This window comes from Thermocrispum agreste DSM 44070 (assembly GCF_000427905.1).
Taxonomy (GTDB): Bacteria; Actinomycetota; Actinomycetes; order Mycobacteriales; family Pseudonocardiaceae; genus Thermocrispum; species Thermocrispum agreste.
On sequence record NZ_KE386604.1, the window covers coordinates 643564 to 659779 of the forward strand.

Annotated in this window: 17 protein-coding genes; 14 read left to right on the forward strand and 3 right to left on the reverse strand. The window is 69.1% G+C overall.

From position 1 onward, the window contains the following. From rplO to truA, 13 genes are all read left to right on the forward strand, one after another. Entirely contained in the window at window positions 1–447 is a 447-nt protein-coding gene (gene rplO, locus YWY_RS0117845; protein WP_028848732.1) for a 50S ribosomal protein L15, read from the forward strand. Between the two features lie 318 nt (window positions 448–765). Continuing rightward, the gene (gene secY / locus YWY_RS0117850; protein WP_028848733.1) at window positions 766–2073 is read left to right on the forward strand and encodes a preprotein translocase subunit SecY; all 1308 of its coding nucleotides are present in this window, start codon (window positions 766–768) and stop codon (window positions 2071–2073) included. Continuing rightward, window positions 2070–2627, forward strand: a complete 558-nt coding sequence (locus tag YWY_RS0117855) for an adenylate kinase (RefSeq protein WP_028848734.1) — start codon at window positions 2070–2072, stop codon at window positions 2625–2627. The genes secY and YWY_RS0117855 overlap by 4 nt, the downstream gene beginning before the upstream one ends. Window positions 2628–2632: 5 nt before the next feature. Continuing rightward, a complete protein-coding gene (gene map, locus YWY_RS0117860; protein ID WP_028848735.1) occupies window positions 2633–3442 on the forward strand; it encodes a type I methionyl aminopeptidase in 810 nt (269 codons plus the stop codon). 324 nt (window positions 3443–3766) lie between these two features. Then, a complete protein-coding gene (infA, locus tag YWY_RS0117865) occupies window positions 3767–3988 on the forward strand; it encodes a translation initiation factor IF-1 (protein WP_005443304.1) in 222 nt (73 codons plus the stop codon). 35 nt (window positions 3989–4023) lie between these two features. Continuing rightward, window positions 4024–4137, forward strand: a complete 114-nt coding sequence (gene rpmJ / locus YWY_RS0117870; protein WP_028848736.1) for a 50S ribosomal protein L36 — start codon at window positions 4024–4026, stop codon at window positions 4135–4137. Window positions 4138–4339: 202 nt separating this feature from the next. Then, on the forward strand, window positions 4340–4714 hold the full coding sequence (rpsM, locus tag YWY_RS0117875; RefSeq protein WP_028848737.1) for a 30S ribosomal protein S13: 375 nt from the start codon (window positions 4340–4342) through the stop codon (window positions 4712–4714). Between the two features lie 2 nt (window positions 4715–4716). Continuing rightward, window positions 4717–4914 (forward strand): hypothetical protein, encoded by a 198-nt coding sequence (locus YWY_RS0117880; RefSeq protein WP_028848738.1) that lies wholly within the window; start codon window positions 4717–4719, stop codon window positions 4912–4914. Between the two features lie 12 nt (window positions 4915–4926). Further along, a complete protein-coding gene (gene rpsK / locus YWY_RS0117885; RefSeq protein WP_028848739.1) occupies window positions 4927–5328 on the forward strand; it encodes a 30S ribosomal protein S11 in 402 nt (133 codons plus the stop codon). A gap of 23 nt (window positions 5329–5351) precedes the next feature. Beyond that, window positions 5352–5957 carry a 30S ribosomal protein S4 gene (gene rpsD, locus YWY_RS0117890; RefSeq protein WP_028848740.1) on the forward strand — a complete coding sequence of 202 codons (606 nt, stop codon included), beginning with the start codon at window positions 5352–5354 and terminating at the stop codon, window positions 5955–5957. A gap of 150 nt (window positions 5958–6107) precedes the next feature. Continuing rightward, window positions 6108–7181 (forward strand): DNA-directed RNA polymerase subunit alpha, encoded by a 1074-nt coding sequence (locus tag YWY_RS0117895; protein WP_028848741.1) that lies wholly within the window; start codon window positions 6108–6110, stop codon window positions 7179–7181. After that, a complete protein-coding gene (gene rplQ / locus YWY_RS0117900; RefSeq protein ID WP_028848742.1) occupies window positions 7181–7825 on the forward strand; it encodes a 50S ribosomal protein L17 in 645 nt (214 codons plus the stop codon). Before YWY_RS0117895 ends, rplQ begins: the two co-directional genes overlap by 1 nt. A gap of 59 nt (window positions 7826–7884) precedes the next feature. Then, on the forward strand, window positions 7885–8691 hold the full coding sequence (gene truA, locus YWY_RS0117905; protein WP_211227677.1) for a tRNA pseudouridine(38-40) synthase TruA: 807 nt from the start codon (window positions 7885–7887) through the stop codon (window positions 8689–8691). A gap of 566 nt (window positions 8692–9257) precedes the next feature. On the opposite strand, the gene YWY_RS0117910 is transcribed toward truA, so the two are convergent. Beyond that, window positions 9258–9980, reverse strand: coding sequence for a hypothetical protein (locus YWY_RS0117910; protein ID WP_028848744.1), 723 nt, complete (start codon window positions 9978–9980; stop codon window positions 9258–9260). Then, window positions 9977–11188: a type VII secretion protein EccE gene (eccE, locus tag YWY_RS0117915; RefSeq protein ID WP_028848745.1), complete on the reverse strand. Its 1212-nt coding sequence runs from the start codon at window positions 11186–11188 to the stop codon at window positions 9977–9979. Before eccE ends, YWY_RS0117910 begins: the two co-directional genes overlap by 4 nt. Window positions 11189–12083: 895 nt before the next feature. On the opposite strand from eccE, the gene eccB reads away from it, so the two are divergent. Beyond that, window positions 12084–13718: a type VII secretion protein EccB gene (gene eccB / locus YWY_RS22700; RefSeq protein ID WP_051310396.1), complete on the forward strand. Its 1635-nt coding sequence runs from the start codon at window positions 12084–12086 to the stop codon at window positions 13716–13718. 713 nt (window positions 13719–14431) lie between these two features. Here the strand turns inward: eccB and YWY_RS22705 are convergent. After that, entirely contained in the window at window positions 14432–16162 is a 1731-nt protein-coding gene (locus YWY_RS22705) for a S8 family serine peptidase (protein ID WP_281169004.1), read from the reverse strand. Window positions 16163–16216: the final 54 nt, after the last annotated feature.

The following is a 16216-nucleotide window of genomic DNA, read 5'->3' on the forward strand; positions in this document are numbered from 1 at the left end:
ATGGCCATCAAGGTCCACCACCTGCGGCCGGCACCCGGTGCGAAGCGGGACAAGGTCCGCGTCGGCCGGGGTGACGGCTCGGGCAAGGGCAAGACCGCCGGCCGCGGTACCAAGGGCACCAAGGCACGCAAGCAGGTGCCTGCCGGTTTCGAGGGTGGGCAGATGCCCATCCACATGCGGCTGCCGAAGCTGCGTGGCTTCAACAACCGGTTCCGCGTCGAGTACCAGCCGGTCAACATCGGCGACATCGTCAAGGCGTTCCCGCAGGGCGGCCAGATCGGCGTCGACGACCTGGTGCAGGCCGGCCTGGTGCGGAAGAACAGCCTGGTCAAGGTGCTCGGAGACGGTGAGGTCGGCGACGTCAAGCTGGACGTCACGGCGCACAAGTTCTCCGCGTCCGCCAAGGAGAAGCTCAGCGCCGCTGGTGGCAGCGCCACCACGCTGTAACCAGCCGGAGGCAGTCAACCCCTGGTCACGGCGCCAAGGACGCTGTGAGCAGGGGTTGACTCGTCAGAGGGTGTGCACACGACGGGTACGGCATGCCGGTGAGCCAGCTGACTTTCGTCGGGAAATCCGCCCTGGCGGGCAGCTGGGTTTCGCAGGGCTGTTAGGCTTCGCGGAAGCCCAGCGGGGCCGAAGTGCCACGTTGCGCTCTCTGGCGTGCCCGTGCGCCGCACGACACCAGTAGTCCAGACATCCGCCGGCGCCACCGGCGGCCGAGCCCATCGTCGGGCCGTACCGACGATGCAACAGGAGGTCCCCCGCGTGCTCAGCGTCATTCGCTCGGCTCTCGCGACGCCAGACCTGCGCAAGAAGATCCTCTTTACCCTGATGATCGTGGTGCTGTACCGGGTCGGCGCGGTGACCCCGGCTCCCGGTGTGTCGTACGAGGCGGTCCAGGCCTGCCAGCCCGATCAAGGGGAACAGGGCGTCTTCTCTCTGCTGAACCTGTTCAGCGGCGGGGCGCTGCTGCAGCTGTCCATCTTCTCGACCGGGATCATGCCGTACATCACGGCGAGCATCATCGTCCAGCTGCTCACCGTGGTCATCCCGCGCTTCGAGGAGCTGAAGAAGGAAGGCCAGGCCGGGCAGAACAAGCTCACCCAGTACACCAGGTACCTGACCATCGCGCTGGCCGTCCTGCAGGCCACCGGTGTGATCGCGTTGGCGACCCGCGGGGGCATGTTCGCCAACTGCCCGCAGGACGTCATTCCGGACAGCAGCGTGGGATCCACCGCGTTGATCGTGCTGACCATGACCGCGGGCACCGCGGTGATGATGTGGATGGGTGAGCTGATCACCGAGCGCGGCATCGGCAACGGCATGTCGCTGCTGATCTTCCTGAACATCGCCGCCCGCATCCCGATCGAGGGCGAGATCATCCTGAGCAACCAGGGTGGCGCGGTGTTCGCCGTGGTGTGCGTGTTCGTGCTGGCGATCATCTCCAGCGTGGTGTTCGTCGAGCAGGGCCAGCGCCGCATCCCGGTGCAGTACGCCAAGCGGATGGTCGGGCGCCGGATGTACGGCGGCACGTCGACCTACCTGCCGATCAAGGTGAACCAGGCGGGCGTCATCCCGGTCATCTTCGCCTCGTCGCTGCTCTACCTGCCGGACCTGATCAGCAGGCTGGTGACGCCGGAGACGGAGACGAGCTGGTTCAAGCGGGTGATGGCGGAGTACGTCACCAACCAGTCCAACTGGGTGCACATCGCCATCTACTTCGCGTTGATCATCTTCTTCACGTACTTCTACATCTCGATCACGTTCAACGTGGACGATCGAGCCGAGGACATGAAGAAGTACGGTGGCTTCATCCCGGGCATCCGGCCCGGCAGGCCGACCGCCGAATACCTGCACTTCGTGCTGAACAGGATCACCCTTCCGGGGTCGATCTACCTCGGCATCGTGGCGATCCTGCCGAACTTCTTCCTCGACCTGACCGGTGAGGGCAACAACCAGAACTTCCCGTTCGGCGGCACAGCGGTGCTGATCATGGTCGGTGTCGCGCTGGACACGGTGAAGCAAATCGAGAGCCAGCTGATGCAGCGCAACTACGAAGGGTTCCTCCGATGACCAACCGGCTCGTGCTGGTCGGCCCTCCGGGAGCCGGCAAGGGAACGCAGGCGGTCCGGCTCAGCGAAGAGCTGGGCATCCCGCACATCTCCACCGGTGATCTGTTCCGCGCGCACATCGCGCAGGAGACGGAGCTGGGTCGCCAGGTCAAGGAGTACCTCGACTCCGGCAAGTTGGTGCCGGACGAGGTCACCAACGCCATGGTGCGCGAGCGGCTGGCGTCTCCCGAGGCGGCGAACGGGTTCCTGCTGGACGGCTTTCCCCGCAACGTCGGGCAGGCCGAGGAGCTCAAGCGCATCCTGGCCGAGTCAGGGCACGAACTGGACGCCGTGGTCGAGCTGCGGGTCGACGAGGACGAGCTGGTGAAGCGGCTGCTGGCGCGCGGCCGCAGCGACGACACCGAGGACGTGATCCGGCACCGCCAGCAGGTGTACCGCGACGAAACCGCCCCGCTGCTGGAGTACTACGCCGATCGGCTGGTCACCGTGGACGGTGAGGGCGAGATCGCCGAGGTCACCGCTCGGGTGCTGGAAGCGCTCAAGCAGCGGTCGTGACCGGGTTGTTCGGCAAACGGCGTGGCAAGCGCATCGAGCGCAAGACGCCGGGCGAGCTGGAGGCGATGCGGGCCGCCGGGCTGGTGGTGGCGCGCACGCTGGCGGCGGTGGTGGCGGCCGCGCGGCCCGGGGTCAGCACGGGTGAGCTGGACGAGCTGGCCGAGCAGACGATTCGCGACGCCGGTGCGGTGCCGTCGTTCAAGGGCTACCACGGCTTCCCGGCTTCGCTGTGCACGTCGGTGAACGAGCAGGTGGTGCACGGGATCCCGAGCCGGAAGCAGGTGCTGGCCGACGGCGACCTGCTGTCGGTGGATTGCGGCGCGATCCTGGACGGCTGGCACGGCGACGCGGCGGTCACCGTCGGCATCGGTTCCGTGGCGGACGCGGATCATGCGCTGTCCGAAGCCACCAAGGCCGCCATGCAGGCGGGGATCGAGGCCGCGCGTCCCGGCGGTCACCTGACCGACATCTCGCACGCGGTGGAAACCGCCGCGCGGCAGGCGCGCGAGCGGGACGGCGTCCGCTACGGGCTGATCGAGGAGTACGGCGGCCACGGCATCGGGCGGCAAATGCACATGGATCCGTTCCTGCCCAACGTGGGCAAGCCGGGTCGCGGTCCGCGGCTCGAGCCGGGTGTCACGCTGGCCATCGAGCCCATGCTGACCGGCGGCTCGGCGGACACCAAGGAGCTGGACGACGGCTGGACGGTGGTCACCGTCGACGGATCACGGGCCGCGCACTGGGAGCACACGGTGGCGGTCACCGACGACGGGCCGTGGGTGCTGACCGCGCTCGACGAGCCGAAGGCGGCCTGAGCCGCCGGGAATCATCCGCCAGGCCGGTGCGTTGATGACAGGGCAAGCACTGATTCCGCGCGATCCCGGCCGAAATTGCGCCGCAGAGTAGTCAACTGATCACTCAGGGTGTGAAAGGGCTCGCGGATGCCGACCGTGGAGCCTTGGGGCATCGTCCCAGGGTGACCCCGGTTTCACAGCGGAATCGGACATGCGTACACTTGGAGACTGGCGTTTCACCACGTCCATTCCTTTGTGCCTTCATCTGCTCATGGGATGCGGCACGGTGTGCGTCGATCATAAGCGCACTTTCACACTGTTCAACCATCACGAAACGCGGAGGACATGGCTAAGAAGGACGGGGCCATCGAGGTCGAAGGCCGCGTAATCGAACCGCTTCCCAACGCGATGTTCCGCGTCGAGTTGGAAAACGGACACAAGGTCTTGGCGCACATCAGCGGCAAGATGCGGCAGCACTACATCCGCATCCTGCCCGAAGACCGAGTCGTCGTGGAGCTTTCGCCCTACGACCTGTCCAGAGGCCGCATCGTCTACCGCTACAAGTGAGCGGTTGAGCAGGGCACGAGCAGGAGACGACAGACGTGAAGGTCAGGCCGAGCGTCAAGAAGATCTGCGACAAGTGCAGGGTGATCCGCCGGCACGGGCGGATCATGGTGATCTGCGAGAACCTGCGGCACAAGCAGCGTCAGGGCTGATCACCGCGCACCAGCGCCAGATATTTGACAGCTGAACACATCTCCCCATGCCTGCCTCGGCGTTCCGCCGAGGTCGACCCCCGGACTTCAGGCCGGGGCCGGGACACGCCGAAGCGCAAGCGGGCGTGACTGACGAGCGAGTCGGTCCCGGGAGCGGATGGGGAGCAGACCTGAAGAACGACAGACAAGGAGTACCGCGCCAATGGCACGACTCGCCGGCGTGGATCTTCCCCGCGACAAGCGGCTGGAGATCGCGCTGACCTACATCTACGGCATCGGCCGTACGCGTTCGAAGGAAACGATCGCGGCGACCGGGCTGAACCCGGACATCCGGGTGCGGGACCTCAGCGACGAGGACATCGCGAAGCTGAGCCGCTACATCGAGGACAACTACACCGTCGAAGGTGACCTTCGGCGGGAGGTGCAGGCGGACATCCGGCGCAAGATCGAGATCGGATGCTACGAGGGTCTGCGCTGGCGCCGCGGCCTGCCGGTGCGTGGTCAGCGCACCAAGACCAACGCGCGCACCCGCAAGGGGCCGAAGAAGACGGTCGCAGGGAAGAAGAAGGCCAGGTAACCGTGAGCATCCAAGGCAGGAAGATCGTGCGCATGGGCCAGGCCCAGCGCTACGGGACCTGTGTGTCGCCGCGGTCGCTGTACGCGCGGCCGATGGCCCTGCGGCAGTTGTACACCGACGCAGGCACCCTCATCCGGCGCGGCCAGCGGGAAGCCGCGGCCGCTGCCGCAGCAGCAGCTTCGCAAGAGAACTCGCGCTAGGAGTCATCAAGCATGCCACCCAAGTCCCGCGCGGGGGCCAAGAAGGGCCGCCGCAAGGAAAAGAAGAACGTCCCGCACGGACACGCGCACATCAAGAGCACGTTCAACAACACCATCGTGTCGATCACCGACCCCAACGGTGCGGTGATCTCCTGGGCGTCGGCAGGCCACGTGGGCTTCAAGGGCTCGCGCAAGTCCACGCCGTACGCCGCGCAGATGGCCGCCGAGAACGCCGCGCGCAAGGCCCAGGAGCACGGCATGAAGAAGGTCGACGTGTTCGTCAAGGGCCCCGGCTCCGGCCGTGAGACGGCGATCCGTTCGCTGCAGGCCGCCGGGCTCGAGGTCGGCAACATCCAGGACGTGACCCCGCAGCCCCACAACGGCTGCCGCCCGCCGAAGCGGCGCCGGGTCTGAGGCGAGGGGAGGAGTAGCACACCATGGCCCGTTACACCGGACCTGTCACCCGGAAGTCGCGCCGGCTCAAGGTCGACCTGGTCGGCGGAGACAAGGCGTTCGAGCGGCGCCCGTACCCGCCCGGTCAGCACGGCCGCGGCCGGGTGAAGGAGAGCGAGTACCTGCTGCAGCTGCAGGAGAAGCAGAAGGCTCGCTACACCTACGGCGTGCTGGAGAAGCAGTTCCGCCGCTACTACGAGGAAGCGCACCGCAAGCCCGGCAAGACCGGTGAGAACCTGCTGCAGATCCTCGAGTCGCGGCTGGACAACGTGGTCTACCGGGCTGGCATCGCGCGCACCCGGCGCCAGGCCCGCCAGCTGGTCAGCCACGGCCACTTCCTGGTCAACGGCAAGAAGGTCAACATCCCCAGCTACCGGGTGTCGAAGTTCGACATCATCGACATCCGCGACAAGTCCCGCAACATGCTGCCGTTCGTGGCGGCGAAGGAAGCCTACGGCGAGCGGCCAGTGCCCAGCTGGCTGCAGGTGGTGCCGGAGACGCTGCGCATCCTGGTGCACCAGCTTCCGGAGCGGGAGCAGATCGACGTTCCGGTGCAGGAGCAGCTGATCGTCGAGTTGTACTCGAAGTAGCCCGTGGTCGCCCCGGTGGCGCAGCAGCCACCGGGGCGGCACTGCGGCGCGTCCTCAAGACCTCCGCAGCGGCACGCACAGGCCCTTGCGGGGGCACCACAAAGAAAACCGATGTCATATGGCGGGCATCGGGAGAAAAGGAGAAGGTCAATGCTGATTTCTCAGCGTCCCAGCCTGACCGAGGAGCCGGTCAACGAGACCCGCTCCCGGTTCGTGCTCGAGCCGCTCGAGCCGGGCTTCGGATACACCCTCGGCAACTCGCTGCGCCGCACGCTGCTGTCGTCCATCCCGGGCGCGGCCGTGACCAGCATCCGCATCGACGGGGTGCTGCACGAGTTCTCCACGGTCCCCGGGGTGAAGGAAGACGTCACCGACATCATCCTGAACATCAAGGAACTGGTCGTCTCCTCCGAGGAAGACGAGCCGGTCACCATGTACCTGCGCAAGCAGGGCCCTGGTGAGGTCACCGCGGCGGACATCGTGCCGCCCGCCGGCGTCACCGTGCACAACCCGGACCTGCACATCGCGTCGCTGAACAGCAAGGGCAAGCTCGAGATCGAGATGGTCGTCGAGCGCGGCCGCGGGTACGTGCCCGCGATGCAGAACAAGCAGGCGGGTGCGGAGATCGGCCGCATCCCGGTCGACTCGATCTACTCGCCGGTGCTGAAGGTCTCCTACAAGGTCGAGGCCACCCGTGTCGAGCAGCGCACCGACTTCGACAAGCTGATCCTCGACGTGGAGACCAAGCCGTCGATCACCCCGCGGGACGCGGTCGCATCGGCGGGCAAGACGCTGGTCGAGTTGTTCGGCCTGGCCCGCGAGCTGAACGTGGACGCCGAGGGCATCGAGATCGGCCCGTCGCCGCAGGAGGCGGACACCATCGCCGCCTACGCGATGCCGATCGAGGACCTGGACCTGACCGTGCGGTCCTACAACTGCCTCAAGCGCGAAGGCATCCACACCGTGGGCGAGCTGGTGTCCCGCAGCGAGGCCGACCTGCTGGACATCCGCAACTTCGGCGCGAAGTCGATCGACGAGGTCAAGATGAAGCTCGCCGGTCTCGGCCTCACCCTCAAGGACAGCCCGCCCGGATTCGACCCGGGTGCGGCCGCGGTGTCCTACGAGGGCCAGGGCTGGTCGTCCGGCTCGACGGCGAGCGCCGGGAAAGACATCGGTAACGATCTTGGCGACGGCCAGGATTACGCAGAGACGGAGCAGCTGTAATGCCTACCCCAACCAAGGGCACGCGGCTCGGCGGTTCGCCGGCGCACGAGCGGTTGATGCTGGCCAACCTGGCCACCTCGCTGTTCGAACACGGCAGGATCACCACGACGGAGGCCAAGGCGCGTCGGCTGCGGCCGCTGGCCGAGAAGCTGATCACCAAGGCCAAGCGGGGTGATCTGCACAACCGCCGGCAGATCATGAAGGTCATCCGGAACAAGGACGTGGTGCACAAGCTGATCGCGGAGATCGGCCCGCACTTCGCCGACCGCCCCGGTGGCTACGTCCGGATCACCAAGACGCTGCCGCGCAAGGGCGACAACGCTGCGATGGCCGTGATCGAGCTGGTGCAGGAGAAGGTCGCCGCGAAGGCCAAGCGCACCGCCAAGAAGGCCGCCAAGGCGGAGACCAAGCCTGCCGCGGAGGAGACCAAGGCCGAGGCTGCGGAAGCCAAGGCGGAGGCCGCCGAGGAGCAGGCCGAGACCAACGCGGAGGCCACGACCGAAGCCGCCGAGGAGGCCAAGGCAGAGGACGCCGCGTCGGAGCAGGCCGACCAGGCGGAGGAGCCTGCCGAGCAGGCCGCCGAGCCGGAGGCCAAGGAAGAAGCCAAGGACGAGGCCAAGAGCGACAAGGACGGCGAATCCTGATTCGACCGGATCGTCCCGACGAGCCCGCTGCCGATCACACCGGTGGCGGGCTCGTCCGTCTGCGCTGGGACATCAGCTACGACGGCACGCACTTCTCCGGGTGGGCCAAGCAGCCGGGCAGGCGCACGGTGCAGGGCGTGCTGGAGGAGACCACCGCGCAGGTGTTGCGGATGTCCGAGCCGGTGCGGTTCACCGTGGCGGGTCGTACCGACGCAGGCGTGCATGCCAGCGGCCAGGTCGCTCACGTCGACTTGCCGCCGGTGGATGTCGAACGGCTGCTGTACCGGCTGCATCGTGCGCTGCCCGAGGACGTCCGGGTGCTGGACATCCGGCCCGCGCCGCCGGGTTTCGATGCGCGCTTCTCGGCGATCCGGCGGCGCTATGTCTACCAGGTTTCCGACGCCCCGTGGGGTGTCGATCCGCTTCGCCGGTTCGACACCCTGGGGTGGCCGAAGCCGCTCGATGTGCAGCGGATGAACGCGGCGGCGGAGGCGTTGCTCGGGCTGAACGACTTCGCGGCGTTCTGCAAGCAGCGGCCGGGGGCGACGACCATCCGCGAGCTGCAGGAGCTGCGGTGGGAGCGGGCCGGTGAGCACCTGCTGCGTGCCCATGTGGCGGCCGATGCGTTCTGCCACTCGATGGTGCGCAGCCTGGTCGGGGTGCTGCTGCTGGTGGGGGACGGCCGTCGGGACGTGGAGTGGCCCGCCGAGCTGCTGCGCCGCAAGCAGCGGGACAGCGCGGTCGCCCCGCCGCACGGACTGACCCTGGTCGGGGTCGACTACCCGCCGGACGAAGAGCTGGCCGCGCGTGCCGAGCAGACCAGGAACGTACGCGCCGCCGTGGAGCCGCGGGAACAGCACAGCTAGCGGTGCGGCCGGCCGCTGATCATGCCTGCGGACGACCACGGGCGAGTCTCCGCGGGATGAGCCCTTCAGCGGCGTCTGGGCGCGACGACGCTGAAGTGCGGCCGTGTCACGCACGATCCACTTCGGGTCGTGGCGCTCGCTCGCCTTCGAGTCGTGGCGCTCGCTCCACTTCAGGCCGCGGCGCAGCTGGGGTGGGCAGCTCCCCACCTGCCGTCCATGATCACCCACACGGTGTACTTCGGCTCGTGTCGCGGCGCGGCCCGCGGCGTCGTGAACATCCGCTTGGGCAGCGGTTCTCTAGCTGACGTCCGCCTCGCCCGGATTGTCGTCGAGATAGCCGCGACCGCTACGGGCAGCGGTGGCGGGACGGCCTGGAGCGACAGGCCGTCTCGCAGCGCCCTAGGGTGCCCTGGGCTCTTTCTCTCGACGAGCGTTGTTGCTCCCGAGCTGATGGGGCGCCTCGTCCCGGGTGACCGGCTCGAGGTCGGGTCTGTCGGCGTCGCGCTCGGGCGTCGTGGAGCACTTGCCCGTTCGCAGAGTGCTGTTGTCCCAGGGCCGATTGCCGCCTAGTCCCGGGTGACCGGCCCGAGCAGGTGGGCTTCCCGCTGCGAGTTGGTCACCAGCCGGAACGGCCGCCACAAGTTCCGGCCCAGCGCGATCACCTGGTCGTCCTGCAGACCGGTGAGCTGGTTGGTCATCTGCGGCGGCAGGTTCCAGATCCGGCCGGCCAGCTCCGCCTGGCCCACCGGCAGCCGCTGCATCAGCACCAGGTCCGCCGAGTTGGCCAGCGACGTGGCCTGCGGGTGCAGGTACGGCAGCACGTAGATGGTGGTGTGCCACGGCGTCCGCGGTGGGAAGAGATCCTGCGGTGTCGGGCCACCGTCGTGCACCACCAGCAGCGGGGCGTTCTCCGACGCCCTCGGCAGCTCGACCGGGGAGAGCCGGCGAATCTGCACGTGGGGCAGCGGGCGCCCGTCCGGCTGGGTGCCCGCCGCCTGCTGGATCGGGTACCAGGCCTGCTCGCGACCGGTGGCGACGATGATCCACGCGCCGACCGCCATCGCCCGCAGCGTGACCTGCCTGGCCAGGTAGAGCCCGCCGACCAGCACGATCCTGGTCGGTTCGGAACGCAGCGCGGCGACGGACAGGGGCGTGCCGTTGGCGTCCTGGCCGAGCACGATCCCGCCCCGGTCGCCGGAAGGGCTGATCGCGTCCAGCAGCGTCGGATCGACGGTGAACTCCGGAGCGACACCCGCCTTGTGTGCGGTGTCCCGCAACCGTGAACTCACGTGGCCCCTCCTAGCGGCAAGGTGGCGGTCAGACCGGCGACCTGCTGACCGCGCAGCGGCGTCAGTGCGATGTCCGCGCTCTCGGCGAGCTTGGTCAGGTGCTTGTCGGCAGCGGCCAGCTCACGCTCGTTCCGCGCGCTGATGCGGACCACGCCGCGCAGCCCGATGGTGCCTTCGTCCGGCGACGGCACGATGGTGATGGCCACCGTGGCCGACAACGCACGCAAGCTGGTGAGGTTGTTCAGCGTGGCGTTGACGCGTCCCTTCGGCCACCGGGTGATCGCGTAGCTGGAGTGCCGGACACCACCGGCGGTGACCCGCATCTTGTGCTCGGTGAGCTTCACTCCGCCACCGGCGGCCACCGCGGCGTTGAGCTCGGCCGCGGTCACCCCGGCGCGCAGCAGCTCGTCCGGGTCCAGCGGGCGGGTCGGCACCCCGCGGGACTCCAGGGCGCTGCGCACACGCGACAGCGCACCGATCAGCGCACGGTGGGCACCGACGACGCCACCACCACGTTCGCGGATGGCCGCCGGGCAGCGGAGCGGGTCCAGCCGCACGGCGATCCACGTGGTGCGGCGCGCGGCAGCGGGCAGCGGGCCGAGCACCTCCATGTAGGAGTTCAGCGCGGGCGAGTCGGCGGGGAGCGCCGCGCTGCCCGGGTAGGAGTGCCAGATCGCCTGGATCGAGTCCAGCACCACGCCGCGGTCCTCCAGGCACGGCTGCAACACCGACAGCGGCAGCGACGAGGAGTCCGTGGCGTTGCTGATCAGCGCCGGGGTCGGCTCGACGAGCAGCACGGCGGTCCAACAGCCGTCGTCCCACGCCAGGCCGACCGGCTTGCGGTCGTGATCCCGGCCGCGCGCGACCACCAGCTTGGGGATGGCCGCACGCAGCACGTTGACCCGCGGATCCGACGGGCCGATGACCGAGTCCTCGCTCTCCTCGGACAGTTCCTCCAGCGAGGCCTGCCGGACCGGCGGCCGGGGCATGTTGTGCTTGCGCAGCGCGTACCGCAGCTCCAAGCCCAGCCACTGGGTGAACCACTGGCCACGCCACCGCAGCATGGCCAGGACCAGCGCGACCAGCACGATGCCGATGGCGATGAACACGGACGCCTTGTTGCGCATCGCCGCGATGACGATGGCCCCGATGGCCACACCGAGCTCGATGGTGACCAGGTTGGCCACCGGCAGGCCGAACAGGTTCATCGTCGTGGCGTTGCGCCGGGCCGGCCCGACCGACGTGGGCCGGGGCGGCCGCTGCGGCGGCGGGCCCGCCACCGGCGGCTGCGGTGCCATGCCGGGGATCGCGGGCATACCGGCCACCGCGGGCGTCCTGGTCAGCGCGGGCTGTGCCGGGCGGCGCGGCGCGGGCGGCTGCGGAGCCGGTTGCGCAGGCACCCCACCGGACGGCGGCCCGGCAGGAGCCGACGGCTTCACCGCGGGCTGAGCTTGCGGTGCGCCGCCCGCGGGCGGCCGCTGCCCGCCTGGCGGCGATCCGGCAGGACGTTGTCCGCCCGGCGGCGCGGGCGGGCGCTGGTTGCCAGGCGGAGATGTGCGTGGTGGCGCAGGCGGCTGCTGGCCGGGGCGCGGGCCGCCGGGCGGCGCTTGCCTGCCGCCGGGCTGCTGGCCGGCGGGCCGGTTCGGCGGCGGTCCGGGTGGCTGGCCGGACGGTTGCTGCGTACCCCCAGGTTGTGCGGTGCCCGGACGCATCGTGTCGGGCCGTCCCGGGGGCGGCGCCGGTGGCCGAGCAGGGCCGGAAGCCGGCGTGCCGCGGCCCGGTGGTGGTACGGTCGGCGGTCCCTGTGGACGCCCGGGCTGCTGTGGTCCCTGGCCACGCCCGTTCGGGCGTTGAGGCGGTCTAGTACCTGCCATCCGCTCGTTTCTCTTCCCCTCGTGCCCGTACGCCGGGCACGTTACCTGCTCCCCACTTGACGAACCCTATCGGCAATTGGGAGGAACCCAACACCGGATGGGTCGTGGACGGCTATCCTGCGAACCGTACCGCGATGGGGAGAGTTGCCGGGGGCATTTCGCCGAAGTCGGCCCACCGCCGTCGGCCGGAGTGAACCCTCCCGAGTGAAGAGGACGTTGGTCGAACCTGATGGCATCGAACCCGACCCGGAAAACCGAAGTCCAGGCCTACAGCTTCGAAGTGCGCCGGATGAACTCCGCGCTGGTACGGCGCGACCCGGTGATGCTGCACGACCCGCTACGGACGCACTCGCGGGCCACCGTGGTGGGTGTCGTGCTGGGCATCGTCGGCCTGCTCGGGTTTCTGATCTTCGGGATCCTCAAGCCGAACCAGCAGCCGCCGGACAGCGGCATCGTGATCGGCAGGGAGTCGGGCCAGATCTACGTCAAGACCGACAACCCGGAAATGCTCATCCCCACGTTCAACCTGGCGTCCGCCCGGTTGATCCTGCTCGGCCAGCAGCAGAAGGCCGCGCAGGGGCAGGGGCAGGGCGGCCCGGAGAACATCGAGGTGGTCGAGCCAACCATCGTCCCGGACGAACGGCTGGCCAACATCCCGCGCGGCAGGTTGCAGGGCATCCCGGGCGCGGACGTCGAGCTGCCCAAGGCGGACCAGCGCATCTCGGACAACTGGGCGGTGTGCCACAACCTCCCGCTCAACCCGAACTATGCGCCGGAAGAGCGGATCAAGCGGGCGATGGAGGAGCAGGAGACGGCCGTGCTGGCCGGGTTGCCGTCGTCGCAGCTCGGCAAGCCGCTGGCGCCCAACGAGGCCATCTACGTCGAGACGCCGGGGACGCAGGAACGCTATCTGCTCTACCGCCCGGCGGAGGACGTGAACAACCGGCGCGGGATCGTGCGGGCGCAGATTCCGCGGCCCAACGAGCCGGACGGCAGGGTGATCGCCGAAGCGCTGCGGCTGAACGACCGTCAGCCGCGCTCGATGTCGCTGGGCCTGCTCAACGCCGTGGAGAAGGTGGACCAGCTGGTCCCGCCGGAGCCGGAAGGCCGGGGGGAGCCCAGCGAGATGGTCGAGCTGCAGGCGGGTACGAAGACGACGATCGGCGAGGTCTTCGTGGCCGACCCGGCGGGCAACGCGCAGTTCTTCGTGGTGCTGCGGCACGGCAAGCAGCGCATCAGCCAGGCGGCTGCCGAGCTGATCCGGCTGAAGTACTCGGTGACCAAGGAGCTGCAGCAGGTGTCGCCGGACCGGCTGGACGACATCCCGGACGCGCCGGAGGACGAGCGGCTCGACCTGGACGACTACCCGGTGACCATGCCGACGGTCATCGACATGGAGACCTACCCGACCACCTGCCTCGGCTGGGAGCTGGCCAACGGCAAGGGGCGGACGACGCTGTACGTCGGCAACGAGGGCCTGCCGTTCCCCAAGCGGGCCGACGGGCAGCCACTGCGGGTGCAGGTCGGCAAGGCGAACGAAGAGCGGATCGCCATCCACTACTTCTACATGCCGCCGGGGCGCGCGGCCGCGGTGCACGTGGCGACCAGCGAGGCCGGGTTCGAGTCCGGCCCCATCCAGTTGATCTCCGATCGGGGGCTGCGCTTCGGCGTGCCGGACCTGGCGACGGCGAAGGCGCTCGGGTTGGAGCCGCTGCGACCGGCACCGGCGAGCATCGTGAAGCTGCTGCCGACCGGGGCGTCGCTGAACGTGCAGGACGCTCAGATGACGTATGACTCGTTCGAGCCTCCTCCGGGCAGCGAAAGCCCGCTCGGCCAGGACATTCCGGTGCAGACGGGCGGCTAGCCGGACGGGGGACGGTGGCCGTGGGTCGTCCGGTCGGCGGGCTGTGGCCGGGTGGCGGTGTTCGGCGGCCATGGTTCGGTGCCGGCGACTTGCGGGCTGCGGTCGGGTGACGTGGCTGTGTCGCCAAGAGTTCGGCTGCTACCACTGCTGGTCGTCGTTCGCGGATGCCCGCCACGTTCATCCGTCAGAGGGGCCGCTCCCTTTTCGTGGCGGACTCCGGGCAAGGGCAGTGCCCTTGAACGTTTGCCGCACAGGTGGCACGGGCCGAACGTGCGCTCCGGCCCCGCCGGGTGACGTCAGAGCGCTGTGGCCGGTTTCGTCGGCAGGTGACTGGCGCTCAAGCTGTCGGGCGGTTGGCAGGCGGAGCGGCAGCGGGCTGATCGCGGTGAGATCCGGGGATCCTGGCGGTGTCGCTGCTCGTCCGTCACGAGGCGACCGGGACCGAGAAAACCGTCACGAGGCGACCGGGACCGAGAGAAGGTGTCCGGCGGCTCGGAGGCCCGAGGGACACCGGCCTGATCCCGGCCGGGTCCAAGGCCCTGCGGCATCGCGGTCGGCTTCGGCCGATGGCGACTGGCACCGGGCCGGCGTCAAGGCATGTGCGGTCGGAGGCATGGCGTTCCGACCAGCACGATGCCCTCGGCGGTGCCGGACTCCGGTGCGATGGCAGGTACTGGTCGGCACGCACCTCCGGCGTCGGCAGGGAACCGCCGTCAGGCGGATGCCTTCTTGGCCTTGTACCGTCGCACCGAACGGACCACGAACAACGTGATCCCCAGGGCGGCGAAGGCACCGCCTGTGCCGCCCAGCGCCACGTACATCGGCACCGGATCGGGTTCGTTCAGCGGCGGCATGTCGGACGGCAACGCCCTGTCCTCGGCGTGCTCGAGGTCGCCCGCATCGGGCAGCTCGTCCGACACCGCGGCCATGGGGTCGATGACGCCGTACCCGACGAACTGATCACGTCCCGCGGCCGCGCCGGGGTGCTGCGCCGTGCGCTGGATCCGCTCGATGATCTCCCTGGCCGTGAGCTCGGGATGCATCTGCTTGACCAACGCGGCGACGCCGGCCACGTAAGGCGCTGCGAAGCTGGTCCCCTGCAGCGGCTGCGGCTTGGTGCGGTCGCCGTTGAACGTGGCGTTGATGATGGCGTTGGTGCCCGCCGGGTCGATCGAGATGATCTCGGTGCCCGGAGCGGCCACGCTCACCCACGGCCCGCGCATGCTGAAATCGGCGACGCTGCCGTCCCTGCCGATCGCGGCGACCGCGAGCACGGTGCCGTCCGCGGAGAACCACGGCGGGATCACCAGGGTGCGCGGCTGATGCTTCGGGGGAACGCGCGGGTCCTCGGGGAGGGGCGCGTCGTTCTGCAGGCAGGTGCCGCCGGAATTCGGCGGGGCCGCGTTCCCGGCCGCGGCCACCGCGACCACGTTGTGGTCCGCGGCGTACTTGAGTGCCGCGCGGACTTTCACCTCGTCACCTTGCGGACGGAACGCATGGTCGTCGTTGGGGAAGAGCGGGCGACATGCGTCGACCGACATGTTGATGACATCGGCGCCTTTGTCCACGGCGCGCACGATCGCTTGCGCGAGGGTGTCGAGATTGCCCGCGCCCGCCGGGTTGTCCTGTGCGCGCGGCTCGTTGGGGGCCTGCTGGCTGGAGCTGGTCTTGTTGTTGCGCTTGGCCTCTTCCCTGGTCTTCCTGATCTCCTCCTGGAGTTGCTCCAGCTTCTGCTCGGCTTCCCGCGCCCGCTGCTCCGCTTCTTGTTGTTTGCGGCGTTGCCGTTCCGCCTCCCGGCGTTCTTCCCGCTCGCGCTCGATCTGTTCGTCGGACTTCTCCGTCCAGTTCTGGCTGGACTGCCGGATGGAGATGATGTGCGCGTCCGGCGCGACGCCGGTGAAACCGATGCTCGGGTCCTTCGGGTTGGCCGCGATGATGCCCGCGACCTGGGTGCCGTGCCCGTCGCAGTCCTCCAGGCCCTGCGCGCCGTCGGCGCCCTCGATGTAGTCACCGCCGGCTTCCAGCCGCGACGCGGGCAGATGGTCGTTCGGGGTGACCCCGGTGTCGATGACCGCGATCTTGATCGGCCTGTTCTTCTCGTCGTTCCAGCCGACCTTGCCGTGCGGGCTGCGCTGCCGGACGTATTGCTGTACCTCGTGGATGCGCAGGAACCGCTGCGCCCACGGGCCTTCCTTGAGGATCTGCTCCGACGGGATCTCCCGCTGGGTGAACGAGGACTCGATGCACTCGGTGACCTGTTCGTGCGGCTTGGCCGGGCGACCGGTGTCCTTGGGGACCGAGGACGAGATCGGGCCCTGCGGCGCCCACGGCGGCTTCTCCTCCTGCTGTGCCGCAGCGGGCACGGGCGCCAGCCCGGAACCGATGGTGCCGAACAAGAACGTGAGCGCGACAGCGCCCGCCATGGCCGTACGTCGCGTAGCCACTCGTCTCCCCATCCGTTGCGACGGCTAACCCCCTGCGGGAGCTTACCCGCCGGA